Genomic DNA, 26,992 nt, shown 5'->3' with positions numbered 1-26,992 from the left:
AAAAACAGTAGTAGCAGAACCAGGCAAACCCAAGGAAAACAAATAAAACCTTACTCGATTCCAACACTGGGTACAATTATATTAATCTGTATAATTTAAATTTATGGGAAATCTAAAACGGCTATTAACGGGAACACCATGAATCGTTCCTGGAGTCCACGTGCCTCCTATCTTTTTAATACTGTTAATAAGCATTTCGTCGAATTTTCTATTGCCACTACTTTTATCAGGTTGAATTTCTTCAATTTCACCTTTATCAGATACACTAAAATCTATTACAATCCTTTTTATATTTTTAACTCTGAAACGATCAAAGCTAGCAACCTTAACAAATCTTTCACGAAAAACATTCATTCCATCAGTATATTCAGGAGCAGAAATGTAGTCATCCAAGTTATAACCTTCTTTATAATTGTCAAAGAGGGCATCAGGGAAAATAGCTATATATGTATTAGCAGTAATACTCTTCCCTTCTACAGTCGCAGGTTTCCAATTATTTAGATATTTGAAACTATCTCTAACCAAATTATAGGTACATCTTATTTCATTAATATCCTTGACATCTTGCTCTTTTGGAATTATAATAGAAGCATCTGGATTAATTATGATCCAAGCTGTGTACAATTCATTTTTATTGTCACACGGCTTTAGTTTTTTATCTATTAAAACTTGATGCAATTCTTTATAGAATTGTACTTCACCACCAATATAATATTGTTGATCTATTGGGTAGCCTTGGGTTATGATTTTATTTTCCTTCTCTTGAGCAAATGATAGGTATACAGGTAAAATAAATAATAATATTTTTTTCATTCAGGATTTTTATTAATAAAAGTTGCTATAAAAACTTCTAATAACCGAATGCTCAAATATAATAATTACAAAAACTTATTATTATTAAATATAATTCATAATGACTAACCTCATCATAGCTTTATTTGTATCCTGGGTGCTACCCGTTTTATTTAAAATGGTAGAGAAAAATCACATCTCCTGTATAAGCTGGTTTAGACTCTCCTTTAATGAGAAGCTTAGCTTCGATAGTCACTTTGATCGTTCCTCTAAGATTGTTAACCGATTTTATAGTTGCCTGCAAAGAAACTTCAGAATTAACTTTTACCGGAAGCCCAAATCTTAGGTTTTCTATCCCGTAATTAATCTCCATATTGACATTCTTTACTTCTGCGATCTGCTTCCACAGGTAAGGAATAAGGGATAAGGTTAAATAGCCATGCGCAATTGTTGACTTATAAGGACCTTCACATTCTGCCTTATTTGGATCAACATGAATCCACTGATGATCCAATGTTGCATCTGCGAACTGATTGATCTGTTTCTGATCTATGATATGCCAGGAAGAGTTGCCCACCATGACACCTTCCAGCGATTTATATTCTTCAAAATTGTTGATTGTAATCATGGTATCGTTTTAATTTATATGACATAAAGATATGAGGGAAGGAATACATTTAAATGGATCTTCCTTAAAATTGATAAAAAACCCCTCGTACTGTACGAGAGGTCATGGGTATATCGAAAATAAAATAATATACGTATGAGGTTATGCCAATTTTACATTGACAGCATTTAAACCTTTTTTCCCACGTTCTACTTCATATACAACAGAATCGTTTTCACGAATATTATTTGATATTAAACCTGTAGAATGTACGAAAATGTCTTCTCCTCCATCGTTGGGAGTAATAAATCCGAAGCCTTTTGCTTCATTGAAAAATTTTACGGTGCCTTGTTGCATTGTAATTGTAATTAAAAATTGTTATTGTATAAATGATGATTAATGAGGGAATATCTTTATTCCGTTCATTAATGCAATATTTCTTAGTGTATGCCCGCCTGATTTCCTACAGGCATTGTAAAGCCTATGAGCTTTTGAATATTCTTTAAATCGGAACGTTCGTCCTCGTCGCAAAAAGAAACTGCTTTTCCTTCCATTCCGGCTCTTCCGGTTCTGCCTATTCGGTGAACATAAGTTTCCGGTATATTTGGGAGTTCATAATTGATAACGAAAGAAAGTTCGTCGATATCGATTCCGCGCGCTGCAATATCAGTGGCGATTAAAACACGGACCTTACTTTTTTTAAAGTCTTCAAGTGCTTTTTGTCTTGCTTGTTGAGATTTGTTTCCGTGAATTGCTGCTGCAAATATTCCTGTATGTCCCAGTTGTTTTACCAATCGGTCTGCTCCGTATTTGGTTCGTGTAAAAACCAATAGGCGGTTAATACTAGAGTCTTCCAGAAGATTGATAAGTAAATCTGTTTTTCTGTTTTTATCAACAAAATATACAGACTGTTCTATAGTTTTTGCTGTTGATGAAACAGGTGTTGCCGATACTTCTACAGGATTTTTCACAATTGTATTTGCAAATTTCCGTATAGAAACAGGCATGGTTGCAGAGAAAAACAGAGTCTGTTTCTTTGAAGGGGTTAACCTGAGAATCTTTTTCACATCATTCACAAAACCCATATCAAGCATTCTGTCTGCTTCATCCAGAACCAGAATTTCAATTTTGGAAAGATTCACATGTCCATCGCTGCACAAATCTAAAAGTCTTCCCGGTGTGGCAATCAATACATCTACTCTTTTTCTTAAGGCTGCAATCTGGCTTCCTTTACCAACGCCACCGAAAACACAAAGCTGTGATAATGGCAGATATTTACTATAGACCTTAAAATTTTCCTCAATCTGTATTGCCAGCTCCCGCGTGGGGGTTAGAATAAGTGTTCGAATTTCTTTATGTTCCGGGTTTTTCTTTTTAAGTAACTGTAGAACAGGCATTGCAAATGCTGCCGTTTTGCCGGTTCCGGTCTGTGCACAGCCAATAATATCTTTTCCCTCAAGAATATGCGGTATCGCCATATTCTGGATATCGGTGGGTTTTGAATATCCGGCTTCTGTTATGGCACGGATAATAGGATTTATTAAATTTAAACTTTTAAAATTCATTGTTTTTGAAATTGCCTTTTTTAGGCTTTAAGTGAATCAGGTTTTCCATAAAATCCTGAATAAAATCCATAAACAACAGTCCTTAAATAAAGAAATAAAAGTTTATAATCCTGCGTATTATATAACTGCTTATTGATATAGCTTTTGCTACCTAAACTCATATTCATCCATAAAGATTTAAAAGTTAAAATGTGGCGGCTGGAAAAGCTAGATACTGAAAAAGAAAAAAAAGGTATTTTAAACTGTGACAGAAGGCAAAGGCAGAGGCCTGTTTATTTATTGTGCTGCAAATATACAATAAACATTCAGAACAATACTACATTTAATCAACTGATTATCAAAAATTTATTCATAGATTTCGTGCATGAAACAAATTGTTTGCATTCAGCGGATAATTTTAATCCTCTAATAATGCATACTTATTTTCCCAAAACACAACCCCAGCCGTTAGCTACCTCTCCTCCTCCATTGATAAGAATTGCCTATTTCATTATGGTGCACCATGAACCTGAGGTTTTTAAAAAACTCTTTTATCAGATTCATACAAGAGATCAATTCTACCTTATCCATATTGACAGAAAAGCAAAATCTGAATTTACAGAAGAAATTCAACAATTTCTTATACAGTTTCCAAATGCTTATGTTTTACAAAGTATGAACATTAATCCTGGAGGATTCAGCATGATACAAGCTGAACTCGATGCTATGGAATATCTTCTTAATGTAAGTTCTGAGTGGGATTTTTTTATTAATCTGAGCGGAGATGATTATCCCTTAAAAAATCAAAATATTATACGCCAGTTCCTCTCCGATAATACTAATAAAAACTTTATTTTCTATTACGATCAGAAATTTTACAGACCCGATACACTTCAAAGAATCCAAAACCACTTTACAGAATTGGCATATAAGATATCTTCTATGATTTATAAGAGAGAGTTTATGAAAGGAATAACGCCCTATATTGGCGGAAAGTGGTTTATATTCACACGTGACACTTGTGCTTTTATATGCAGTAATGATAAGATCGTGAAATTTAAAAATTTTTATCTTCATACTTTTCTGCCGGGAGACTCTTTTTTCCAAACAGTTTTAATGAATACAACATTTCATGACATTGCTGTAAATGATGACAAAAGAATGGTTATTAAATTGTCAAAAGTAACAAAACAGAATTCTGAGATTTATATTAATATGCTAAAACATGGTAATCATCTTTTCATAAGAAAACTCAATCACCAAACCGATACCCTAATTCTGCGTTATATTGAAGAAAATTATAACCACCCGTTGCCTCAGACAGATCAGATAGGAAACGAACTTAAAACAGATGAGAATCAGAAAAACTAACCTGTATAATTATTATAATTATTAAGGTTCAAGTGTAGTGAACAGATAAAGTATAAAAATGGCAATCAGTACAAGTCCCTGCATAATATTGGTACGGCCTGTTGCCAAAGAAACTGTAATAATAAATAAAGACAATCCTAAAAGCAGTATTGACTTAATACTAATACCTAACATCATCCTCATATCAGCTATTACGGAAACAAAAGCGATGAAAGGAATACTAAGCCCAATGCTTGCCAAAGCTGAGCCTAAAGCTAAATTAAGACTTGTTTGAAGTCGGTTGTTGTATGCGGCCCTGATAGCCGCAAGCCCTTCGGGAAGGAGCACTATTCCGGCAATAATAATCCCAACTAAGGACTTTGGAGCGCCCAATCCTATAACCAGTGTATCGACATCTTTCGAGAGGTTTTTGGCCAAAAGAACGACGATTCCGAGACATAATAATAAAAGTATAATACTAAAATACATCACCTTTCTGGAAGGCTTTTCCAGTGGGACATCATCTTCACTAAAATCAGAATTTTTATTCGGTATGGGTGCTATAAAGTAAGCGCGATGCCTTACCGTTTGTATCATGGTAAAACCGATGTACAAGGCCAGGCATATTAAAGAAATAAATATTAACTGGTATGGAGTATATTCTCCCCCTGTATGACTAATGGTGTAATTGGGCAGAATTAATATAAAAACAACAATAGAGGTAAGCGTTATTAAAGCTGTGCTTACGCCCTGTAAGGTAAATACCTGTTCTCTGTATTTCAATGAGCCTACGATAATACACACGCCTATAATTCCGGTAAGAATAATCATAACGGCTGCAAAAACAGTATCCCTTGCCAGAGATATGCTTTCCAGTCCCTTGCTGCTAAGCATGATAGATATAATAAGCGCCGCCTCAATAACTGTTATAGCAAAAGCTAAAAGAAGGGTTCCGTAGGGTTCTCCTACCCTGTAGGCAATAATCTCAGAATGATATACGGCTGCTAAAACCGAACTTATCAGAAAAAATACAAGAACCAGAGAATAAAAATGTCCGGTAAAAACATTATGAAACAAATAAACCACCCATGCCATTACAGGCAGAATGATTGTCCACCCTAAAAGGTATATTTTATTTTTCATAGGATATCAATACTTTCTCAGTTTCTGAGCAACTGCAGGACACCAGCTCTTTGATTTCTATTAAGCTAAATAACATCATAATCATTACATGTAACAATGAAATTATGATCGATAGAATCCGGGGATTCTTCACACCATTTTATAAGTTCATTTTGCAAATGGTCCTCAAATTTAAAATCATCCGGTACTTCAACAGTACATTCCGTAACCGTTTCTATATCAAAAAGATTAAAAGCCATAATATCATTAAGTGAAGTCAGTTCATAGTAACCTTTAAATAAAGGTATTTTTTTAGTTACACTATTTTTAAACAGGTAAAGCGTTGTATTTTTCATTATAAAGATATTATTTGATTATGTGTATTCTTTTATTGTCTGCCAATAATGCTTGTTGCTATACAGAATGTGTTTGATAAAACATAAAGTAAACGCTCTCTTTTTGGTATAAGCCCATTTTATACTAACAGAACAGGCACCTTGTGGGCACCTGTTCTGTTTACTAAGACTCTTTATAGCAGATCAATTATTTTTTATATTTTAATTGATCAACCTACAATACAAGTGCTTTATTAATGATATCAATAGTTTCCTCACGATTTTTATTTAATTTTTGCCCTAATTTTCTTAGTAGTTCATCTTCTTTTCCTTCTTCAAACTGGAGATCAGAATCTTTTAATTCCACAAATTTTTTCTTTAATCCTCTGGCCTGTTCTGCCCAATTACCTTTAATTCTAAAATTACCAAGGCTTTTATTTTGGTTGTTATCCATCGTTTTATTTTTAGGTGTAACAGAATTATTACATGGTAAAGGTGAGCTAAATAGCTCGCTAAACTATTATACCTGGATATAATAAACTTGCATATATCACACCTTTATAAATCTTCAAGATTTTTTAAACGCCGAAGTTTAAGCTTTTTGTAAAATGAAGGAGAAAGACCTGTTATTTTTTTAAATTGATTTGAAAGATGGGCAACACTGCTATAATTGAGCTTATAAGAAATTTCTGTGAGGTTAAGTTCATTATAAAGTAAGAGCTCTTTTACCTTTTCTACTTTATTGATAATAATGAAATGCTGTAAGGTTATTCCTTTTACTTCAGAAAATGTATTGGCCAGATAAGTATAATCATAACCTAATTTTTCGCTAATGTAGTCCGAAAAGTTTTCTTTTGGAAATTCATCTGTATAATGAATCATCTGGGTAACAACATTTTTGATCTTTTCAATCAGGATGCTTTTTTTATCATCTAAGAGTTCCAGACCCGTCTTCAGAAGATTTTCTTTCAGCATTGTTCTCTGTGAAAGAGATATATCATCCCATAGCTCTACCGTCCCAAGATCTACCACAGCATTTTTTATCCCTAAATTCTCGAGTTCCTGATGAACAACCATCTTGCAGCGCAAGCTTACCATATATTTTATATACAACTTCATCACATTTCCTACAACTATTTTATATTATTAAGAATCAATACCTTATGAATCTCTATTTTCAAAGTTAGTGTTTATACTTCAAATACCTATGATTTATATAACAAATTATAAAACGCTTATAAAGCAACGGCTTTTTAAAACTTGACCTTTACACCTAACCCAATAAATCTATAGACCATGTCAAAAGAGAGAAACGGAAAAAAAAAATCTGACAGCCAGGATAAAACGGCCCCCTCAAAATCTACAAAGGAGAAACGAAAAGACAAAATTGCCAAAAGAATTGATAAGGAAAATGAAAGAAGGCGTCTGGATACCTGAATGAAAAGCCTAAAGATAAAAAAAGAAGGAATTCTTTTGAAGAAAACTGATTACAGTTTTGAAAATGAAGGTGTTCTAAATCCTGCTGTAATAAAGGATAATAAAATAATACATCTATTTTACCGCGCTGTGGCTAAAGGAAATTTTTCAAGCATCGGGTACTGTCAATTGTCTGATCCCCTTCATATAGAAAATCGAAAAGATGTTCCTGCTTTGGTACCTGAATATGATTATGAAAAGCAAGGAATGGAAGATCCACGTCTGGTAAAGATTGACAATCTGTTTTACCTTACCTATACCGCTTACGATGGTATTAATGCTCTTGGAGCCTTAGCCACTTCAACAGATTTGAAAACATGGAAAAAAGCAGGCATTATTGTTCCCAGGATTACATATGAAGAGTTTAAACATCTCTCGGAAGATAAAGATAATCTTCATGATAAATATATCCGCTATAATCATTTCCAAATCAGCCATCAAACCAATAGTGACAACGTTTATCTATGGAGCAAAAATCTTGTGTTTTTCCCCAGAAGAATTAATGGAAACCTCTATTTTCTTCACCGGATAAGACCAGATATTCAGATGGTTACTGGTATTAAAAATATAAAGGCATTGACTCTGGATTTTTGGAAAGATTATTTTCTTCATTTCAAAGACCATATTGTACTGTCTCCTGTATATGCACATGAAACGAGCTATATCGGAAGCGGCTGCCCACCTATAGAAACTCCCGAAGGCTGGCTTATTATTTATCATGGTGTATATGATTCCATAGAAGGTTATGTATATACAGCATGTGCCGCTATGCTGGACTTGGAAGATCCAAAGAAGGAAATTGCAAGACTTCCGTATCCCCTCTTTCAACCGGAAAAAAAATGGGAACTAAAAGGGGAAGTCAACAATGTTTGCTTTCCAACAGGAGCCCTCGTAGAGAATGACACGCTGTATATCTATTACGGAGCAGCAGACCAGCGCATTGCAGTTGTCTCTGTTAAGCTATCAGAGCTCATAAAAGAACTCCTGCAATATTCTTCATTATAAATAAATATTATCCCGGAATAAAATGGAAAGTAATAACGATTTAATTATGCAAAATAATATTCTGACAGGGCAATCCGAAAATTTATATAAAAACACAATATATTATAAAAATAAATATCTGCCTAAGGTTGCCTTTATTAGTACTTTTCCGCCAAAAGTATGTGGTATTGCCACATACTCACAAGACCTGATCAACATGCTCAGGATTCAATTCCCAACTTCTTTTCAAGTCTCTGTCTTTCCTTTGGAATCTAAACAGGAACATTATCATTATCAGGAAGAAGTTTCCTATATCCTAAAAACATACGATTCGGATTCTTATATAGAACTGGCCAATAGAATAAATAAAGATCCCCAAATTCAGCTTATTATTTTGCAACATGAATTTGGTTTCTTTACTGACACCAGTATCGGATTATCTGCTTTTCTTAGGATTTTAGAAAAAGAAGTGATTGTTACTTTTCATACCGTTCTGCCAAGACCAGATAAAAATTTAAAAGATAAAGTACGGGAGATTGTTAATCTTTCGGCTTGTGTTATTGTTATGACAGGTATTTCTTCTCAAATTTTGATTCATGCCTATGGAATTCTACCAGAAAAAATCAAAGTAATTCCACATGGCACTCATTTATTAGCCTATAATGATAAAATTTCACTAAAATCAAAATACCACCTTACCCATAAAAAGGTACTCTCTACATTTGGCCTTCTGGGACCCGGAAAAAATATTGAAACGACATTAAAGGCACTCCCAAAAATTATCTTGCAACATCCCGATATTATATTTCTGATTATAGGTAAAACACACCCTATGATTATTAAAACTCATGGTGAAGAATACAGAAATTATCTAAAAGATCTTATTAAAAAGCTTGATATTGAAGATCATGTAATGTTTATCAATGAATATTTGCCCCTTGGAGAATTATTAGAATATCTTCAGTTAACCGATGTATATCTTTTCACTTCTAAAGACCGAAATCAGGTTGTAAGCGGCACTTTCTCCTATGCCATCAGTTCCGGATGTCCCATTGTTTCTACTCCTATTCCTCACGCACTAGAAGTATTGAAAGATGGCAGTGGTCTTATTATAGATTTTGAATCTCCTCTACAACTAGGATTGGCAGTAAACACTATACTGAAAGATAAAACCATACAGGAAAAATTGAGAACCAAAGCTTTAGAGAAAATGGCACCAACAGCCTGGGAGAATTCTTCTCTTCTTCATGCACATTTATTTCAGGCATACGGAAAAGGAGAAATAGAACTTCATTATACTTTACCTGTGATTAATCTTGAACATTTTCGGCATTTAACTACAGATTTTGCCATGCTTCAGTTCTCTATACTTAACCGTCCCGATATGGATTCCGGATATACGCTGGATGATAACGCCAGGGCTATGATCGCCATGTGCCAGCACTATCTGTACAGTAACGATCCCGCTGATCTGAAATTAATAACTGTTTATTTAAATTTTATTGATTTCTGCCAAATGCATGATGGCAGCTTTCTTAATTATGTAGATAAAGAAAGAAAGTTCACCTCTCAGAATTATAAATCCAATCTTGAAGATTCTAACGGAAGAGCGATTTGGGCTTTAGGTTACCTTATTTCTCAGAAAGAAAATTTGCCTGAAGAACTTTCTGTTCGGACAGAGAAAATATTACAAAAAAGTATTCTCTATATCAGTAGAATTAAATCTCCAAGGGCTATCGCATTTATTATAAAAGGTTTATACTACCAAAAATCGATTCGCAATATACCTGTTATAAAAAAATTAGCCAATCAATTGGTTAAATTATACCGAAAAGAAGCTAAAGACAGTAATTGGCAATGGTTTGAGCGCTATTTAACCTACGCCAACAGTGTTCTGCCGGAGGCTTTACTATATGCATGGCGAGCCACCGGAAACGAGAAGTATAAACACATCGCTTTTGAATCTTTTCACTTTCTTTTATCAAAAATTATTATAGGTCCGAATATCAAAGTGATTTCAAACAAGGGCTGGCTTCATAAACAAAATAAAAATACCTCCAATGGAGGTGAGCAACCGATAGATATAGCCTATACTATTTTAGCGTTATCTGCATTCTATATGGTTTCTGATAATCCGAAATATCTTCATTTGATGCAGAATGCCATGAATTGGTTTCTGGGACAAAACCATCTGAATCAAATTATTTACAATCCTGCTACAGGAGGTTGTTACGATGGTCTTGAGGAGTATAATGTCAATCTCAATCAAGGGGCAGAATCTACTGTCAGTTATCTTATGGCAAGACTTTGTTTGGAGAAGGTAAAGCAAAACATTTAATTTGGGCTGTGTCAGCGCTTATACTCATTACCAGATAATAATGGCTATAAAAAACAATTCATTTACTTACATAGTGTAAGCAAATGAATTTTAAAAAAACAATATAATAAATAAAATAGGATATTACATATTACCTTTCATCGTTTCCATTGATCCACCTGTCTAACATAACATGTTCTCTAGGTGACTGATGTGCTCCCCCGGCTAATATATCCAGGAGCCTGTCCCACAGATTTCTTTTTTTATTGAATTCAGTTTTATAAATCAGTAATGCTTTTAAGTATTCTTTCTCGTATTTCTTTGCCTGCTGAAGGGTATAGTTCCCGGGAATATTATGCATAATATTAGAGGTGGTGTTACTAATTCTAGCAGGCGTTTGCGCCTCAATATACTTCAGCTCGCCCATACAAACATTGATGAGGGCTATAATTAATGTAAAAAACTCATTTTGAATATCACATATATTGATTCTCCAGTATAGTTTTTCCTCTTTAGGAAGGATTTGAGAGCCAAGTGTTTCAATATGTTTATAATCTATAGTAATTTTCTCTATATAATACTGGTTTTGCTGCCAGAATATATATGAATTTAACCTGTTTTTTTCTACAATATTTTCTTTTATATAAAAGATTTGCTCTTCAACATAAGCAAGGTTATTACCTATAATTGATAAGGTATTCTCACACTGTTGGTTCACTTCTGTAGAACAGTGAAGACTCAATATATCTTTTGCTTGTTTATTCAGGTTTTCCAATTCCTTCAATGCTCCCAATATATCTGTCAGATCTTTTCTTAAAATCGTATTTGCATTTCGAATATAAAATAAGGCTGCAAACTGTGAAGTATTGTCCTGTATCACACTACGTTTCTGCTGATTTACTCCTGCTCTCTTTCTATGATGATTTAATGTACTTCTCATTATAATTTTAATTGAATTTTATAAGAATATCAGATAGTCTATATTAGCCTATAATCTATAATGGGACTACTTTCTGTTCAACAATAAAGGGATAGGAACTGCAATTCCTACCCCACTTATTAAAACTTTTCGAAAACATATTTACTGCTTTCTAATCGTCCTAATTACTAATGGTAATGAATTTATTTTAGTAATAGCTGTGATCTGTTTATAGTCTTATTGTAATTACTATTCTTTCAGATTCTCATCATTAAGTCGCTTAATATTTCTATACAAAGGTGGATGATTACAAATCTATATTATTACGCATTTATGTAATAAACTTACATATATCACATGTAACATGATAATTTTCCAACTCTGTGCCCAACCACATATTTGGTTATCTTGTAAGATAACATATTTTTAGACTTACTCTTTTATGTTACTAATTATCATTGTTAAGTAAATTATGTATCATAATCTAATTATCCAGCCATTTTAAAATCAGTAAATTCAGAAGCAGAAATGTAATCATTCAAGTCAGAAGTTTCTTTGAATGATTGGAGTGGTACTCTGTCACATATTGGCTACATAAAACAGGCAATTGAAATTTTCAACTTAAATACACAACTATATCCAAGTTCCGGTAATATTTAAAACAGTCTTGCAGAAGCTTATGAGAGCTCAGGTAAAAAATTAAAGGCTCTTAAAAACGACCGTCATTCATTGGAATACTCTCCCGATAATACCAATGCAAAAGAACAAATCAAATTATTGGATAAACAAATTAAACATCGTTAATCTCAGACTGCTACAATTTATATTGCAAAATACATGGTTATTCATCATTATCCTTCTTTTTCTCTTCTAAGGACCTCCCGAATGCACTATCTGATGATGTAAGATGCTTTATAGGGGCTTTTAAAGCTTTTGCTTTTTCCAAGACTATTTTAGCTCTTTCTAAGTCAGTTTTCTTACTGTTGTTACCTAAATTGTCTGGAATATCACCCGTCTTGCTTTTTCTCTTAGACATACTTCATATTTGTCTACAAGTTAATCATTTAATAATTAAGGAGTTTTAAAATTTTTCGATTTTTTTTTCCGGATCCCCTCATGAGCTTATTTATTAATTTTCATTTATCCTCAATGTTATATCTATAAATAGTGAAATACTATTATATTTGCTCACTAACCAATTAAATATTATACAATGAAAAATTTAAAGAAAATCAATAGAAGCGAATTAAAATCTTTATTAGGTGGAGGTAACGGACCAATAACATGCCCAAGTGGATATAAACGTTCCTTATGTATGCAACCTGAAGATCCAGGATGTGAGCCTAAATGTGAAAAAGCATAAGTTTATTTCCGAAAATAAGTAAATAGAATTTCGCTTAGTTATATAAACCTTACTTATGAAAGTAAGGTTTTTTCATTTCTTCTTATTGCAAATTTTCACAGCATTTTTAATTACTGTTTTATGGTTTCTTGGCAGAATCAATAATTTTCGGCTTTTATCGTAGTTCAACATTCTTTTATTCCAAATTTTTAATGGAAATTATCATACTATCCCACTGTTTAGTATATCCTAAAGTACTTTCATGAAATGCAGAGAACGTAATAGACACACATACTACAACTTGCTATTTTTCAATAAGATATTCGTCAATTTTTACTGACCTGTTTTTATTATTTGCCCTCTCAATAGACTTTAGAATATCCTTTATCTGAGTTTTATTTATCATATGCGCTCCAAAAAAAACATTTTCTATTGTTTTTGTATTTTTAATATTATCCAAAGGATTTTTTGACAGAAGTACTAAATCTGCATTGTATCCAACTTTTATTTTGCCAGTACTGCTTTTCATCCAATTACTTGGTGCGACAGTTGCAGAATAGAGAGCTTGAGTATTTGTCATCCCGGATTTAGTTAATGATTCTAATTCATCATGTAAAGAAAATCCTGCTACAACAGTAGCCACACTTGAATCCGTTCCTGCTATCAATGTAACTTTGTTATCGATCAAAGCTTTTACCATTATATGTATCGCTTCTGCATAAGTTTTCCAATAGGTAAATGAACGCCTTCTTGCTTCAGGATTATTTTTCCCATCATATTCATAAGCATTTTTACCCGGCAACCAACCCAATTTATGAATTGGGGTACCTTCAATAATTTTTGGATTCACATATTTTAATTCTACTTCTTTAAGTTTAGATTTAAGGTCAAATCTTTGTTCCATAAAACTTTCACATAACCAAACTGTTGAAGTGACACTGATATTATTTTCTTTTAATTTCTTAGCAATCTGATTAGAACGCAATTTTAAAAAATTAATGTATTCTTCAGGATTTTTTGCAATTGACTTTCCAAAATCATCAATAGTTTTTTTAGTAATTTCTTCTATGTGAGCAATCTCAATTTGACCTGAAGAATAAAAAATATCTAAACTAACTAAAGGGATATGACCAATAACCGGAATGTGGTTTTCTTTTGCTATTTCAATGGTGGCCTTAAATGTTTCAGGATTTACAAAACCATACATTTTAATAGCATCATAACCATCTTGTTTTATTTTCTTTATGGCTTTTTGGGCACCATTTTTATTAGAATAATCGATAGATTGTCTTGTCCAAGCATAATAATACCCCATTAATCCACTCTCACTATATATAGGAGGAGATGCTACATAAAGTCGAGGACCTATTCCATTTTTATTGATTTCTTTCCTCCAATCTAATATCATAGGATTGCCAGCCATCTCTCTGATATAAGTAACACCATTTACTAAATATAAAAACAGATCGTTTTTGCTTTCCCTTAAATGCGCATGGCTATCTATAAGCCCCGGAATTAAGTATTTACTCGTACCATCAATGATCATATTATTACTATTCAATAATAAATTTGTACCTATTTGAACAATTTTACCTTCTTTAAGAATTACATCTTTATTTCTTATAAAGTAACTGCAATCCTCAGAAAGAATATTGGCATTTCTTATCTGGACTATTTTATTTGACTTAACAAACCTGTCAATATTTATAACCTCAGTAGACTTACCTAATATTTTATTTAATTCATTATCCGCCCAAATAAAAGTGATACAAAGTAGTCCAAACAATAGTATAATAGTGTATAAAGTTCTTCGCAGCCATTTTTTTTTCATATGTAATATTTTAAAATTGTGGCTCAAAAGTAAACTTAAGTACTGCTGATTTAGCTTACAAAAAGCGATTCGGGATAAAACATAGCATTTTAGGGACGAAATTTATAGTGACATTAAACTATCCTTATAGCTTTTGGAAACGGGTAGTTCCATTTGTGTAACGAAAATCGTATTTTGATCTTTCCAAGCTTTAAAATGAGATGGATTTATTAAATGCGAACGATGTATTTGGATTAAAAAATCAAAATCATATTGAACCTTTTTTAATGTACTACGAATCACTTTTGTTTTTAGCAGGTTGTCATCTATAAAGAATATATCAACATAATTCTGAGAATTTGATACACAGACTAAATTGTCTTTTTTTATTTTTAAAACATCTAATTTATTTTCTCCTCTAATAATAATGCTTTCATCCTCTAAAGGAATTAATCTTGTTAGATATATTCTTGCTAAAACTATTATCGGAGTTGATATAAAAGCTGATTTCAGACTGATTGTTTGCACAAAATTTAAAAAATCAAATCCACCGTTTAAAATAGGAGATTTATAATAAGCAAAAGTGCTAAACAAAAAAAGTGATTGGAAAAACACAAGACTAGCAATTTCCAGCCCAATATTCCATTTAGAAATTCTATAATAAACTTTTTGTTGAATTATGGCAAGTAATCCATAACATAAAAATGAAATTATACTAAATCCAGAACTTATAAATATCCAATTTTTGAAGCTTATACTTCCATCATCAAAAGGTCTTATTAAGAATGCGAAAAAGAATAGCCACATAGCGATAAAAATCCCCACCAATAAATGATGTTTAATCGATGGATTTATCTTTTTCATTTCATATATTTTATAGGCTTGTTATGAAGCATTTGTTACAATAAAAACGCTGCGAAGTTACAAAATATCTACTTGATACTTATTTATTCATGACTGTTCATATGATGTTTTTAATATGGATATTTGACAATCAATTGAATAAGCTTCAACATCCAGAAGATGTTCGAAGAAAATTTTCATTATCCATTCATTCCTATCTATTTTACAAGTAGATATATAAGAGCCTCTACTCTATTTCTATATTTTGTTTTAGGTAGGTTCTTAGATGAATTTCCGATCATAATTCTGTAAGTTCCTTTTTCTACAATCCAGTTCATTTTCTCATCCAGAACTTTATGTTCTTTAACCAAAATTTCTATCATAACCTCTTTTGATTCTCCTGTATCAGGGATTCCTTTTTAAAAGCCTTTTACTCAATAACTGCTCTCGATACTGTAGCTAATATCTATCATATATGGCAATTACAAAAATCAGCTGGTTAATTTCTTCGAAATACATAATACACAAATCAAAAAAAAACCTATATTTGCCCATACAAAAAATAAGAAATGATATTGTCTAACTTAAAAAAGGGGAAGAAACAGAACTTGCGTAGAACTTCGTGAGTCATTTTCCTTTGGTTAGAATCGAAATATATAAGGAGCTTGTCATCACGACAAGCTCTTTTTTTTGCTTATAATCATTAACAATTTAAATATATTTATGAAAGTATTGAAATTTGGAGGGACATCAGTAGGAAGCCCGGAAAGAATTGAACAACTATTACCCATTATCAGATCTCAGGCTGCAGATAAACATCTGGTTGTATTATCTGCTGTTTCCGGAACCACAAACGATCTCGTTACATTATCCGAGCTATATGCCAAAAAAGAAGATAAAGCTGCTCAAAAGCATATTGATATACTTTACGATAAATATAAAAAGTTTGTAAAAGAACTATTCAGAACAGAACCGGGGACTTTAGAAGCATTGGCTTTTATTGACAATGTATTTCAGTTACTGTATAAGTTTGACAGTACAAATTTCACCACTACAGAAGAGCGTATTATCTTAGCTCAGGGCGAGATTATTTCCACAACCTTATTTCATCTGCATTTAAAAGAAAAAGGTATTTCTTCAGTATTATTATCGGCATTGGACTTTATGCTTATTGATAAAGAAGGTGAACCTGATGTAGAATACATAAGAGAACATGCCACCAGTGAAATGGCAAAATTCTCTGATGAAAAATTATTTATTACTCAGGGATATATTTGCCGAAATGCACAGGGTGAAATTGATAATTTGAGAAGAGGAGGCTCAGACTATACAGCATCCCTATTAGGCGCTGCACTACAGGTGGAAGAAATTCAGATCTGGACTGATATTGACGGATTTCATAATAATGACCCTCGTTATGTACCAAACACAAAACCTATTGCCCATCTAAATTTTGATGAAGCTGCCGAGCTTTCTTATTTCGGAGCAAAGATTCTGCATCCACAAAGTGTTTTTCCAGCAAGAAAATATAATGTACCTGTTCGGTTATTGGACACCATGAATCTTAGTGCATCAGGAACTTTGATTTCGGGAGAAACAAAAAATCTAAATCAAATTGTAGCTATTGCTGCCAAAGATAATATTACTGCAATTCGTATTCAGTCTTCCAGAATGTTAATGGCTTATGGGTTTTTGAGGAAGATTTTTGAGGTTTTTGAAGTGCATAAAACTCCAATTGATATGATTACGACCTCCGAGGTAGCAGTTTCTCTGACAATTGACCAAACCGAATTTCTTCCGGAAATAATAAAAAAATTAGAATCTTTCGGAACTGTAGACATTGATAATGAACAGTCTATCATTTGTATTGTTGGTGATTTCAAAAAAAATAATCATGGACTGGCAACTATAGTTTCTGAAGCTGTAAAGCATATTCCGGTACGAATGATCTCTTATGGCGGGAGTGAAAATAATATTTCATTATTGGTTCCAACCAGTTATAAAATTGAAGCGTTAAGATCACTGCATAACAGATTATTCTAAGAAAAATCGGCAACAAAAAAGCCCGTGATAAAAATTTTCATCACGGGCTTTTATCCTAAAACAGATCATCAGATTAAAGGATTTCCACTTCTTCCGGAACTACAAACATAATCATACAACCATTTTCTGACTTTACAGAATGTTTGAAATTAGGCGGAGTGTACAAGTAATCTCCTTTTTCCAGCTCAGCCCCTGCTATAGTCGCTTTTCCTTCCATTATAAAGAGTTCTTCGCCTGCGGGATGATTATGATAGGGATAACTCGCTCCTGGCTCAAACTTTAAAAGGATTGTTGTAGAGCGGTTTTTCTCCAAATCAAATTTTAAAGATTTCACAAAAATACCTTTATAATGGATTCCTTTCTCAATTAAAGGCTGCCATTCTTTCTGTTCTGTCTTTACAATGTAGTCATAGATGTTTGTGTTCATGATATTGAATGTTAAATTGTTATAGATGTAAAAGCTGATCCAAAGACCATAAGTAAGACGAAAAAGTACTCAGTAAAAATGCCCCGGCACTGAATACAAAAACAGAATAGTCCAATGGCTCTTTACAGCCAAAAGAAATACTCATCGCAATGCCAAATAAAACAGTGAGAATAGCAGCACATAAAGCAGTTTTACGTACCCGATAACCTATAAGAAGTAAGATCCCAATGGAAGATTCTGCAAAAGTAGATAGTACTGCAAGGGATGGAATCCATGAATGAGGTAAAAAAGAATTTACTTCAGCTGTATATCGGACAAATTTGCTCCAGCCCGAAGACTGTGCTCCCCAAAGGTTTAACCTGCTGGATACAGCAGATAAAAATCCGGCTGCAAGTGTTATTCTTAACAGAAAAACAGCGATGTTTTGTCTCACTTTCATAAGAGTAATTTTTAGTTCTTGATGACAGGGACAAAGTTCAGGGAAAGAGTATCCCTAAAGAATAGACAATTCTGGAAAAAGCATATAATATTTGAAGATGACACAAATTTCAATGATAAGGATATAACCTCGGAAATCTATATAAATACCAGAAATAAGTAGGTACTGGGTTTATTGATAACCTGTTTCACAGGTTAATTTCTGACCACCTTTTGATAGTCTTTTGGAGAAAGCGAAGTATGTTTCTTGAAGAAATTAGAGAAATAAAAAGGATCATTGAATCCAAGCAGATAAGCAATTTCCTTTACACTCAGTTTTTCATACAGTAATAATCTCTTTGCTTCAGAAATGACGAGGCTGTAAATTACATTTTGAGCTGTTTTATTGGTATGAAGTTTTGAAACTTCATTCAATTTAGCTTCGGTAGTACCCAGAAGGTCTGCAAATCGGGAGACAGGATAGTTTTCAGAAAAATGATTCCGGACACTTTCCAGAAAATTCAAAAACAAAGCATCAGGTTTCCAGATTTCATCTCCATTAGCAATTTTGCTCCGGTTGATTTCCACCAATAAAAGTTCGACCATAGAATGAGTAGAAATGAGATACTGATAAGGTTTCTCCTCTATTTCCTTTTCAATCAGGTTAAGAGTTTCAGTAAAAAAGGAAGGATGATATATCGTAATGATTTCATTCATTCCGAAATGGCAGAAAAGCCCGTTATGGAAAATCAGCTCAATATCGCTGTCGCTTTTAGAGAAAAAATCTAGGGTGAATTCAAGAGCGGTAAGTTCGCCTTCTACAGAAATCAACTGATGAAACTGTCCGGAAGTTATGGTAACCAATTGGGAAGCCTCCAGAATAAAAATATTTTCATCAATCAGAATCTCTGCACTGCCCTCTTTACACCAAAACAAAGTGTATTTTACAACCCGCCTTGGCTCAGGGTGTCCTGTACGATGAGAATATCTTATTATTTCAATCATTTATTAACCTTATTTAAATTGGAACTTCCTAATATTATTTTAGCTTTAATTCACTAAAACTAAATTACAAAAAATGACAATTTAAAATATACATTTTGTAATGAACCCAGGAATTACTTTTGTCGTTTCATATTAAGCATTTGTCAACTCTTTTCTGATATCAAGTCATTATCTTTGCTATAGCTACTACAGTTTTATTCACTAAACCACTTAATTAAAAAGATTCTCTGTAATGAGCAAATACAATACTTATATTTTTGATTTCGATTATACTCTGGCTGATTCTTCCAAAGGAATTATCATGTGCTTTCGCTATGTTTTGGAAAACCATGGATATCATGATATAAGTGATCATCAAATAAAACTCACTATCGGAAAGACACTGGAGGAATCTTTTAGCATACTGACAGACATTACAAATAAAGAAACACTTGCTTCATACGCAAAAGAATATGTAAAAAAGGCTGATGACTGGATGACAGCCAATACTGTACTTTTTCCGGAAACCTCATCGGTTTTGAATACATTAAAGAGACATAGCGCCAAAATAGGTATTGTATCTACGAAGTATAGGTACCGTATAATGGAATTTATCGATCAAAAATTCCCAAAGGGTTTCTTTGACATTGTTATAGGTGCTGAAGATGTAACTGCACACAAACCGGATCCGGCTGGATTAATTTTAGCAATTAATGGCCTGCAATCTGATTTAGAAAGATGTTTATATATAGGTGACAGCATCATTGATGCAAAAACGGCACAGGCAATAGGTGTTGATTTTTATGGAGTTTTAAATGGCATCACTACAAAAGAAGAATTACTTATATATCCACATGTTAAAATTGCCGATAATCTAAATGATTTGATATAGGACTCATAACTGTACAAAATCAAAAAATCGAATATCAGATGCTGATATTCGATTTTTTGATTTATCATTAACTATTTATAAGCAACTATGGGCACGGAATAATTTTCCGGCCTTCTCCATAACCAACTAACTGTGTTAATCTGGTAACTTTCATTGTTGCTATAACATCATTAGTTGTATCAGATTTCCAGGTAATCCTGTTGAACTGAGCCCCGCCAAATAACTCTAATAGTTCCAACGGGCTGGACAAATTTCTTCTTCCCATCATCGATACAGAGCCATCCGGTCCAATTTTTATTCTGACAACTGCTGTCTTAGGATTTGTTGTAGATCCGTTTATATTATAGATCTGTGAATTTCCGGATGATCCCCATAAAGTTTTATCCGATTTAAAACGAATATTCTGAGGCAAACCACTAATTCCGGACTCAAACTGAATCTCCTGATTCGCCAGATCTACACCATTAATTTTAAGATTAAAGGAATTATCAAGTTCGTAAACCTCAAAAGTAAAACCTGCATTTGCTGCCGGAAAAGTAAATCCCTGCGAAATTCTGTCTTTAACAGATGTAGCTGGTTCATACATATTGAAATCATATGACGGTGTAGAAATAGCTGTACAGGCAAATTTTAAATTAAGGTTATATCTAACCTCCGGACTAATGACAAGATTGGGAACCGATATATTTGTTTTCACTTTTGTCCCGACAGTCATAGAATTAAAAGTTAAAGTAGCCATATCACTTGCTGCAGCTCCAGGATTAGCAATTAGTAAAGGTTTACTTGTCCATACAGGATTTGCAGCAGAGTTTCCTGTAAAATCCAGTGACTTAGAACTTCCCGTTGCTCCGTAAGTAACAATACCATCAGATAGCTTTATACTATTTCCTGTAGTACGCTGGTTGTTTATCGTCGGTGTATCAATTATTTTAATTCCATTTCCAGATGCAACATCCGAGGCATCCACAATGGTTGTAATCTGACTGAATTTATGCTTTAAGACAACACTTAGGAGATTATCCCCTTTTGTAACTCTTACATTATTAGCCCTGAAATACATCAAATCATCATTACCCGAAACAGGAGTTAAAGTAGCTGTTGAAAAGCTACCAGTAACATCTGCAGGTGCCGTTGAAGAATTATAGGACAATACTACAAAATCATATTTATTAACCGTTTCTGTATCACCATCCAGTGTCATTGCTGTACCATCATCAGGAGTAGAATTTCCGGCGGCATCTATTGTATATACTTTTGTAGCAGCTTTAGTTCCATCTGTTCTTCTATAGGCAATAACTCTGTATTTTACATTTGGCCCTTTTAATGGATTATTTACAACAGCAGCTAAAGTATTTTTTATACCAGCTTGTTTAGATAGCGAGGAAACGGGAGTAAGCGTAGCAATAAAAGGCTGATCATCACTCATGAATTTCACCTCTTGTATCTTTACTGTTGAAAGGGAAGCTTTATGTTGAAGAGAAGCTGTTGGGTCAATAGTTTCAGTTGTATAATCATCTTCGGAAAGATTGAATTTTAAAGCGGCTGAACCATTGGTAATTAAATTATCTCCTGGATTATCTGTTATATTATCTGTGCTTCTGCATGAAGCTGCCAAAAATAAACATGATAGTCCTATAAATATGGTAGTTTTTTTGAAGTTTCTCATTTGTTTGTGAATTAATAGATTTACATCATACTCAAAAAAGTTTACTTACCATTCAATTGTTCGGTTATCATCCGGGTCCTGTATCCATTCTTCCTGAACCTGCCCACCAGAATTTGGGGGTAATACCCTGGCAGATCCTGCAGCTATTCCCTGCTCCATTTCTATAAGAAACGAGCCTACTCTTGGAGTTATATACTCCTGTTTTTTCAAATCATTCATTTATATACATTTTAATCTTTCTTTATTTTCTTTAACGATAACAAACGAAATTGCCTATTACATTATGTATTTTAATTTAATAAAAGTTATTTTCAAATAATAAATAATATATAACTATTTAAAAATCAACAGTTTTTACAATTAAAAAAACGACTGCAAATTTACAAATATTATCTTATTGTATTAAAAATAAATACATTACAACGATATATGTATTAAAATAAGATATTACTAATTGGTTATTCATAATAGATAGTAAATAATATCCACTATTTCTTGATACAACAATTAATATGAATTGCAAAAAAAGCAAATCAAAAAAAGTTGTTTTTAATAAGAATTAATCTCTTAGAATAAGTTTGTTTTTTTAATCCCATCTCCAACAGGAATAGTAAACATTTTGTTACTCATATACAGACTATTTCACAACATAAAAAATGATGCAAAAAAAACAGAAACAGGGAAAGAAATCCAATAAAAAATTCAGACAATCTGGTAAAATTATCTAATCATTATTTGTCAATCAGAAGCAGCTAACAGTACATCTCACTGAAAATACTCAAGCAGTTCTCTTCGATAAGTATTACCTATAGGCAGAATAAGTCCTGTATCTAGCTCTACCTGACCGCCTGAAATTTTACTGATGCGCTTCAGTGCTATGATATACGATTTATGAATTCTCATAAACAGTTTTTTATCCAGTTTCTGCTCTGTCTCTGTAGTTGTTGTAGGACTTAGGTAATAACCAATTGTAGTAAAAACTTTCACATAGTTGCCCCAGCTCTGGATATGTGTAATTTCATCATAACTGACTTTAATTACATTACCATCGACTTTCAGGACAATAAAAGCTTCTTGCGAAATCAGATTGCTTACCTGGTTTTCTGATGTTGTGGAGGGCTGTGGAAACCTGGAAAATACATTTTCTATTGCTCCCATAAACCTGGCAAGGTCAAATGGTTTTACCAGATAATCGACAACTCTGTATTCATAACTTTCTAAAGCATATTCCTTATAAGCCGTTGTCAGAATAACAAGAGGCGGGTTGCGCAATGCTTTCAGCATCTGCAGGCCACTCATTCCAGGCATATTAATATCTAAAAAAACAAGATCAACAGGATTAGCGTACATGTAATCCATAGCTTCAACAGGATTGTAAAAGGATTTCTTTAGCTGAAGTTGCTTCAGATCTTTAATATAATGACGAAGCACCAAATGAGCCCCTTCTTCATCATCTATAATAATGCATTTAAGAATTTTACTCATGATTGTAATGTTTTAGACTTAAAACCAGATTAGTTTGATATTCCTCTGCTTCCTCTATAATATCAAGCATATAATGTCCACTATAAAGAAGTTCCAAACGTTTACGAATATTGAGTAAACCAATGCCTGTAGAACTTGTTTTAAGATTCTGATCCGGCATAGAATTATGTACGCTCATGCTAAGAACTCCGTTTTCAAGGCGAACCACTATTCTCACAAACCATTCCCGCTCGGTAGTCAGACTATGTTTAAAAGCATTTTCTACCAAAGTAATAAGCACCAGAGGAGCGATCTGATAATTTTGAGCTTTCATTTCTTTATCTTCAATATTATATTCTACCAGGCAGCGTTTACCCACCCGTTCTTTTTCCATCGCAATATAATTTTGGATAAAAGAAAGCTCTTCTTTCAGATTTACAATATCCTTATTCGCATTTTCAAGCTGATAGCGCATTAAATCGGAAAGCTTTAAGATAAGCTCCGGAGCTCTGGATGGTTCTGTCAGGCTAACACCATAGAGATTATTGAGCATATTAAAGAAAAAATGCGGATTAAGCTGAGCATGAAGATATTTGATATTCATCTCACTTAGCATCAGCTGAGCTTTATTTTTCTTTTCAAGTTCTCTGGAATAATTACGTATCAGAAATAATGAGAGGAATGCAGCTATACTAATTGAACACAGGACAACATTATACAAAAAATCCTTAAAAAGTATTACATCTGCAGTTTTGTAATATTCAGGATCTATCCAGTAATAGTCAACTGCTAATAGTAATATTGCTCCCAGAATAATAAACAATGTACCACTAAGATAATAGCGCACATATTGCCCGGTTATAAAAAAAGGAAATATAAAATAACGATGTAGGATAGCCTGACCATAAAGCAACGCAAGGAAAACCATATTCTTGACAAGGTACATCATAGAGACGGGCTTGATAAAATCCGGAACCATCGTCAATATGAATATTGCGCCAAAGAAAATTATTTCGTCGAAATATCGCTTCTTATACCATTTTTCTGCCTTAGCCATTAACCTTTTATTATACAGCAAAGTAGATTCATTTTCACGGAATATGCAAATACTAAATGACAAACACATTACAGCATGTTTATCAGACGATTCATCATTTAAATTTCAGTTTCTATGGGCTTTGTGATTGCTTTGCAGTTCTAAAACAAGGCATTATGAAAACGATAAAGATGTTTTGGTGGTACTGTCTGATATTAGGCTTTGTAGTAACTCCCAGTAAACTATTCTCACAAACAACTCCGGAGAAAGTTGTAAAGATAAAAGGTATTGTAGTCAACAGTGCAGATAATAAAGCACTTTCAGGTTCTGTCATTGTTTTACAATCTGAAACCGGAAAAGTATTGCATACCATTACCTCATCTGCAGATGGTTCATTTTCAGCTTCGATTCCCAAACACATGAAAATAAACATTAAAATCAGCTATTTAGGCTATAATGACTATACTTATGAAACCACAAGTCTGGAAAATGAAGACCTTGATCTCGGAAGAATCTCTTTAGAAGAAAAGAGCAACAACATTAAAGGAGTTGTAATTGCTGGAAACAGAAAAAAAACTCTTATCCAAAACGGAAAAGACAAAATAGTCTACAATGCAGATTCTGATATTAGTAACAAATCGGGAAATGCAACAGATGTCCTTCGTAAAGCACCAATGCTTACAGTAGGAGCCAACGGAGAACTTAAGCTGAGAGGTAATTCTAATATTAAAGTTCTGATTAATGGTATTCCTTCAGGAATAATGGCCAAAAATCTAAAAGAAGCGCTGAAAATGATTCCGGCCAGCTCTATTGTTTCAGTGGAAGTAATTACAAATCCATCAGCAAAATATGAAGCCGAAGGCGCTGGTGGTGTCATTAATATTATCACAAAGAAAAAATTAAAAGGTACCAGTGGATCGCTTGATTTATCCGGAGGAAATCTGGAACAATCCGGTAATCTTGCTTTAAATATAGCTACAGGAAAATTTAATATTTCGGCTACTGGCAGCTATAGCGAAGAACGCGAAGAATCAACTACTGAAACGGAACGTACATCTCTGTCCGGGCAACAGCAAATTAGGCGTCTTTTCCAGAGAAAAAACTCTCTTCAGACGGAGAAAGGAGGTTCAGCCGGACTTAATATTAAGTATCAGATAGATTCCCTTCAGACCTTGGAAACTAGCTTCTCTTACTGGAAAGGAGCCTGGCCACAAAAAGGCAATTTGTACAGCCGTTACAGCAACAATTCTGCTATAGATGAATACCATCAGAAAATAAAACAAACCGGAAGATTCGATTACAAAGAATGGGTTTTAAACTACCAGAAAAAATTCCGCCGCGAAGGACAAGAATTGCAACTGGTAGCACAAACATCCTACTCTGCTGAGTTCTCAGACTATCTTACCGAACAATATAAAATGGACGGTAACCTGGCTTTCCGTGAAAGCGGTCCCAACAGAGGGTCTGAGAAAGAATGGAGCATACAGGCGGATTACGCTCAGCCATTAAATGCATCCGGAAAGATTCTGTTGGAGACAGGCTTACGTTATTATAACAACAGATCCCAAAGCTCGTATGAAGTTATTAACAGCCATATTCCTGTAGACCCTTCACGTTTAGGAAATATAAAGTATATACAGGATGTATTTTCAGCTTATATGACATTGAATTTCGAAACGGATAACGATTGGACTTTCCGTCCCGGAATAAGATTGGAGAAGACATTTGTAAATGCTAATTTCCAGTCCGGGTCTCCTTTTAAAAGAAACTTTACAAATTGGATTCCAAATTTGCTGATTGTAAAAAAGCTTAATGAAAACTACGAGCTTAAATTCAATTATACAGAAAGGATACGACGTCCCTGGATTATGGATCTCAATCCGTATAGCAACGCCAGTGACCCGCTGAATATTACTTCCGGAAATCCTTATCTGGAGCCAGAACAAACCAGAAATATAGAACTTTCTCATGTATTTACAACTGCTAAGAAAGCATCATTAACCAGTAGCGTATATTACAATTTCAACAAAAATTCTATTGAACCGGTTACGGTGGTTAATAAGGAAGGAATTTCTTATACCACACCTTCAAACATTGGAGAAAACAACCGTTTGGGAGCTAATATCAGTACAGTTTTTAGTCCTGTAAAAAAATGGACTGTAAATGCCAATGCTGAAGTTTTTTACCTTCAGTTTCGCAGTAAATCTTTAGGACTGAACAATACCGGAACTTTTTTCACCACGAGTCTGAGTAATACCATAGCACTACCGGATAATTTAAACCTCAGCATATCGGGAGATTACGGAAACGGATTCATTACGCTACAGGGTAAAAATTCTGCCAACTATTCTTACCGCTTTGCGATAAGCAAACAGCTTATGGATAATAAGGCGAGCCTTACCCTTGCTATTATCAATCCGTTCCAGAAAGCATTTAGAGAAAATGTATATGCATTCGCTCCCACTTTTCAGAGTACCAGTATAAACAGATATTATAACAGAGCCGCTACGCTTACTTTCAGCTGGCAATTCGGAGGTCTAAAGCCTGCTCATGATAAAGAAAGCCGTTTTTCGGATGAAGGAAACGACAAACATACAAGAGGAAAAAAACTAAAATAAAACA

General features: G+C 33.5%; 28 protein-coding genes. 8 read left to right on the top strand and 20 right to left on the bottom strand.

The window, feature by feature from the left end; all coding sequences use genetic code 11:
* Positions 1-81: 81 nt before the first annotated feature.
* From AYC65_RS02685 to AYC65_RS02670, 4 genes are all read right to left on the bottom strand, one after another.
* Positions 82-813, bottom strand: a complete 732-nt coding sequence (locus AYC65_RS02685; protein ID WP_034871305.1) for an energy transducer TonB — start codon at positions 811-813, stop codon at positions 82-84.
* A 148-nt stretch (positions 814-961) separates the two neighbouring features.
* Entirely contained in the window at positions 962-1,420 is a 459-nt protein-coding gene (locus AYC65_RS02680) for a MaoC family dehydratase (RefSeq protein ID WP_034871306.1), read from the bottom strand.
* 141 nt (positions 1,421-1,561) lie between these two features.
* Complete coding sequence (locus tag AYC65_RS02675; RefSeq protein WP_034871307.1) at positions 1,562-1,756, bottom strand: cold-shock protein; 195 nt, start codon at positions 1,754-1,756, stop codon at positions 1,562-1,564.
* Positions 1,757-1,839: 83 nt separating this feature from the next.
* On the bottom strand, positions 1,840-2,964 hold the full coding sequence (locus AYC65_RS02670) for a DEAD/DEAH box helicase (protein ID WP_034871308.1): 1,125 nt from the start codon (positions 2,962-2,964) through the stop codon (positions 1,840-1,842).
* A 411-nt stretch (positions 2,965-3,375) separates the two neighbouring features.
* Between AYC65_RS02670 and AYC65_RS02665 the strand changes: the two genes are divergently transcribed.
* The gene (locus tag AYC65_RS02665) at positions 3,376-4,314 is read left to right on the top strand and encodes a beta-1,6-N-acetylglucosaminyltransferase (protein WP_034871521.1); all 939 of its coding nucleotides are present in this window, start codon (positions 3,376-3,378) and stop codon (positions 4,312-4,314) included.
* A 21-nt stretch (positions 4,315-4,335) separates the two neighbouring features.
* Here the strand turns inward: AYC65_RS02665 and AYC65_RS02660 are convergent, their stop codons facing one another.
* From AYC65_RS02660 to AYC65_RS02645, 4 genes are all read right to left on the bottom strand, one after another.
* Entirely contained in the window at positions 4,336-5,436 is a 1,101-nt protein-coding gene (locus AYC65_RS02660) for a calcium:cation antiporter (protein WP_034871309.1), read from the bottom strand.
* A 65-nt stretch (positions 5,437-5,501) separates the two neighbouring features.
* Positions 5,502-5,771, bottom strand: coding sequence for a hypothetical protein (locus AYC65_RS02655; protein ID WP_052114785.1), 270 nt, complete (start codon positions 5,769-5,771; stop codon positions 5,502-5,504).
* A gap of 214 nt (positions 5,772-5,985) precedes the next feature.
* On the bottom strand, positions 5,986-6,204 hold the full coding sequence (locus AYC65_RS02650; RefSeq protein ID WP_034871310.1) for a hypothetical protein: 219 nt from the start codon (positions 6,202-6,204) through the stop codon (positions 5,986-5,988).
* Between the two features lie 104 nt (positions 6,205-6,308).
* Positions 6,309-6,869: a helix-turn-helix domain-containing protein gene (locus AYC65_RS02645; RefSeq protein WP_200289552.1), complete on the bottom strand. Its 561-nt coding sequence runs from the start codon at positions 6,867-6,869 to the stop codon at positions 6,309-6,311.
* Between the two features lie 177 nt (positions 6,870-7,046).
* Here AYC65_RS02645 and AYC65_RS20915 point away from each other — a divergent pair, with 177 nt between their 5' ends.
* Genes AYC65_RS20915 through AYC65_RS02635 form a run of 3 tightly spaced genes read left to right on the top strand, consistent with a single transcriptional unit; the run spans position 7,047 to position 10,548 of the window.
* Entirely contained in the window at positions 7,047-7,187 is a 141-nt protein-coding gene (locus tag AYC65_RS20915) for a hypothetical protein (RefSeq protein ID WP_165689191.1), read from the top strand.
* Positions 7,188-8,231: a glycoside hydrolase family 130 protein gene (locus AYC65_RS02640; RefSeq protein ID WP_034871311.1), complete on the top strand. Its 1,044-nt coding sequence runs from the start codon at positions 7,188-7,190 to the stop codon at positions 8,229-8,231.
* A 46-nt stretch (positions 8,232-8,277) separates the two neighbouring features.
* Complete coding sequence (locus AYC65_RS02635; protein WP_165689190.1) at positions 8,278-10,548, top strand: glycosyltransferase; 2,271 nt, start codon at positions 8,278-8,280, stop codon at positions 10,546-10,548.
* Between the two features lie 130 nt (positions 10,549-10,678).
* On the opposite strand, the gene AYC65_RS02630 is transcribed toward AYC65_RS02635, so the two are convergent.
* Both AYC65_RS02630 and AYC65_RS02625 read right to left on the bottom strand, forming a co-directional pair.
* Positions 10,679-11,467, bottom strand: coding sequence for a hypothetical protein (locus tag AYC65_RS02630; protein ID WP_034871312.1), 789 nt, complete (start codon positions 11,465-11,467; stop codon positions 10,679-10,681).
* Between the two features lie 820 nt (positions 11,468-12,287).
* Positions 12,288-12,482 (bottom strand): hypothetical protein, encoded by a 195-nt coding sequence (locus tag AYC65_RS02625; protein WP_034871313.1) that lies wholly within the window; start codon positions 12,480-12,482, stop codon positions 12,288-12,290.
* A gap of 177 nt (positions 12,483-12,659) precedes the next feature.
* Between AYC65_RS02625 and AYC65_RS20680 the strand changes: the two genes are divergently transcribed.
* Complete coding sequence (locus AYC65_RS20680) at positions 12,660-12,809, top strand: bacteriocin-like protein (RefSeq protein WP_157877514.1); 150 nt, start codon at positions 12,660-12,662, stop codon at positions 12,807-12,809.
* Positions 12,810-13,092: 283 nt separating this feature from the next.
* Here AYC65_RS20680 and AYC65_RS02620 read toward each other — a convergent pair whose 3' ends face one another.
* From AYC65_RS02620 to AYC65_RS02610, 3 genes are all read right to left on the bottom strand, one after another.
* On the bottom strand, positions 13,093-14,619 hold the full coding sequence (locus AYC65_RS02620) for an amidohydrolase family protein (protein ID WP_052114786.1): 1,527 nt from the start codon (positions 14,617-14,619) through the stop codon (positions 13,093-13,095).
* 102 nt (positions 14,620-14,721) lie between these two features.
* Complete coding sequence (locus AYC65_RS02615) at positions 14,722-15,462, bottom strand: LytTR family DNA-binding domain-containing protein (protein WP_059333789.1); 741 nt, start codon at positions 15,460-15,462, stop codon at positions 14,722-14,724.
* Between the two features lie 197 nt (positions 15,463-15,659).
* Positions 15,660-15,824, bottom strand: a complete 165-nt coding sequence (locus tag AYC65_RS02610) for a fibronectin type III-like domain-contianing protein (RefSeq protein ID WP_078674627.1) — start codon at positions 15,822-15,824, stop codon at positions 15,660-15,662.
* A 340-nt stretch (positions 15,825-16,164) separates the two neighbouring features.
* Between AYC65_RS02610 and AYC65_RS02605 the strand changes: the two genes are divergently transcribed.
* Positions 16,165-17,484 (top strand): aspartate kinase, encoded by a 1,320-nt coding sequence (locus AYC65_RS02605; RefSeq protein WP_034871315.1) that lies wholly within the window; start codon positions 16,165-16,167, stop codon positions 17,482-17,484.
* A 73-nt stretch (positions 17,485-17,557) separates the two neighbouring features.
* On the opposite strand, the gene AYC65_RS02600 is transcribed toward AYC65_RS02605, so the two are convergent.
* The 3 genes from AYC65_RS02600 to AYC65_RS02590 form a co-directional block, all read right to left on the bottom strand.
* Complete coding sequence (locus AYC65_RS02600) at positions 17,558-17,911, bottom strand: cupin domain-containing protein (protein ID WP_034871316.1); 354 nt, start codon at positions 17,909-17,911, stop codon at positions 17,558-17,560.
* A 19-nt stretch (positions 17,912-17,930) separates the two neighbouring features.
* The gene (locus AYC65_RS02595; protein ID WP_034871317.1) at positions 17,931-18,350 is read right to left on the bottom strand and encodes a DoxX family membrane protein; all 420 of its coding nucleotides are present in this window, start codon (positions 18,348-18,350) and stop codon (positions 17,931-17,933) included.
* 194 nt (positions 18,351-18,544) lie between these two features.
* Positions 18,545-19,333 (bottom strand): helix-turn-helix domain-containing protein, encoded by a 789-nt coding sequence (locus tag AYC65_RS02590; RefSeq protein WP_034871318.1) that lies wholly within the window; start codon positions 19,331-19,333, stop codon positions 18,545-18,547.
* A gap of 232 nt (positions 19,334-19,565) precedes the next feature.
* Between AYC65_RS02590 and AYC65_RS02585 the strand changes: the two genes are divergently transcribed.
* Positions 19,566-20,204: an HAD family hydrolase gene (locus AYC65_RS02585; protein WP_034871319.1), complete on the top strand. Its 639-nt coding sequence runs from the start codon at positions 19,566-19,568 to the stop codon at positions 20,202-20,204.
* Positions 20,205-20,289: 85 nt separating this feature from the next.
* Here the strand turns inward: AYC65_RS02585 and AYC65_RS02580 are convergent, their stop codons facing one another.
* The 4 genes from AYC65_RS02580 to AYC65_RS02565 form a co-directional block, all read right to left on the bottom strand.
* Complete coding sequence (locus AYC65_RS02580) at positions 20,290-21,870, bottom strand: hypothetical protein (RefSeq protein ID WP_034871320.1); 1,581 nt, start codon at positions 21,868-21,870, stop codon at positions 20,290-20,292.
* A 45-nt stretch (positions 21,871-21,915) separates the two neighbouring features.
* Positions 21,916-22,089, bottom strand: coding sequence for a hypothetical protein (locus AYC65_RS20910; protein ID WP_165689189.1), 174 nt, complete (start codon positions 22,087-22,089; stop codon positions 21,916-21,918).
* A gap of 546 nt (positions 22,090-22,635) precedes the next feature.
* Positions 22,636-23,355 (bottom strand): LytR/AlgR family response regulator transcription factor, encoded by a 720-nt coding sequence (locus AYC65_RS02570; protein ID WP_034871321.1) that lies wholly within the window; start codon positions 23,353-23,355, stop codon positions 22,636-22,638.
* Entirely contained in the window at positions 23,348-24,391 is a 1,044-nt protein-coding gene (locus tag AYC65_RS02565) for a sensor histidine kinase (RefSeq protein WP_034871322.1), read from the bottom strand. Before AYC65_RS02565 ends, AYC65_RS02570 begins: the two co-directional genes overlap by 8 nt.
* A gap of 155 nt (positions 24,392-24,546) precedes the next feature.
* Between AYC65_RS02565 and AYC65_RS02560 the strand changes: the two genes are divergently transcribed.
* A complete protein-coding gene (locus tag AYC65_RS02560; RefSeq protein WP_034871323.1) occupies positions 24,547-26,988 on the top strand; it encodes a TonB-dependent receptor in 2,442 nt (813 codons plus the stop codon).
* Positions 26,989-26,992 lie beyond the last annotated feature (4 nt).

Origin of the sequence: Elizabethkingia bruuniana (assembly GCF_002024805.1) — a bacterium.
Lineage (GTDB): Bacteria > Bacteroidota > Bacteroidia > Flavobacteriales > Weeksellaceae > Elizabethkingia > Elizabethkingia bruuniana.
The sequence above is the reverse complement of the archived record's forward strand: the minus strand, read 5'-3'. Positions and strand labels throughout refer to the sequence as shown.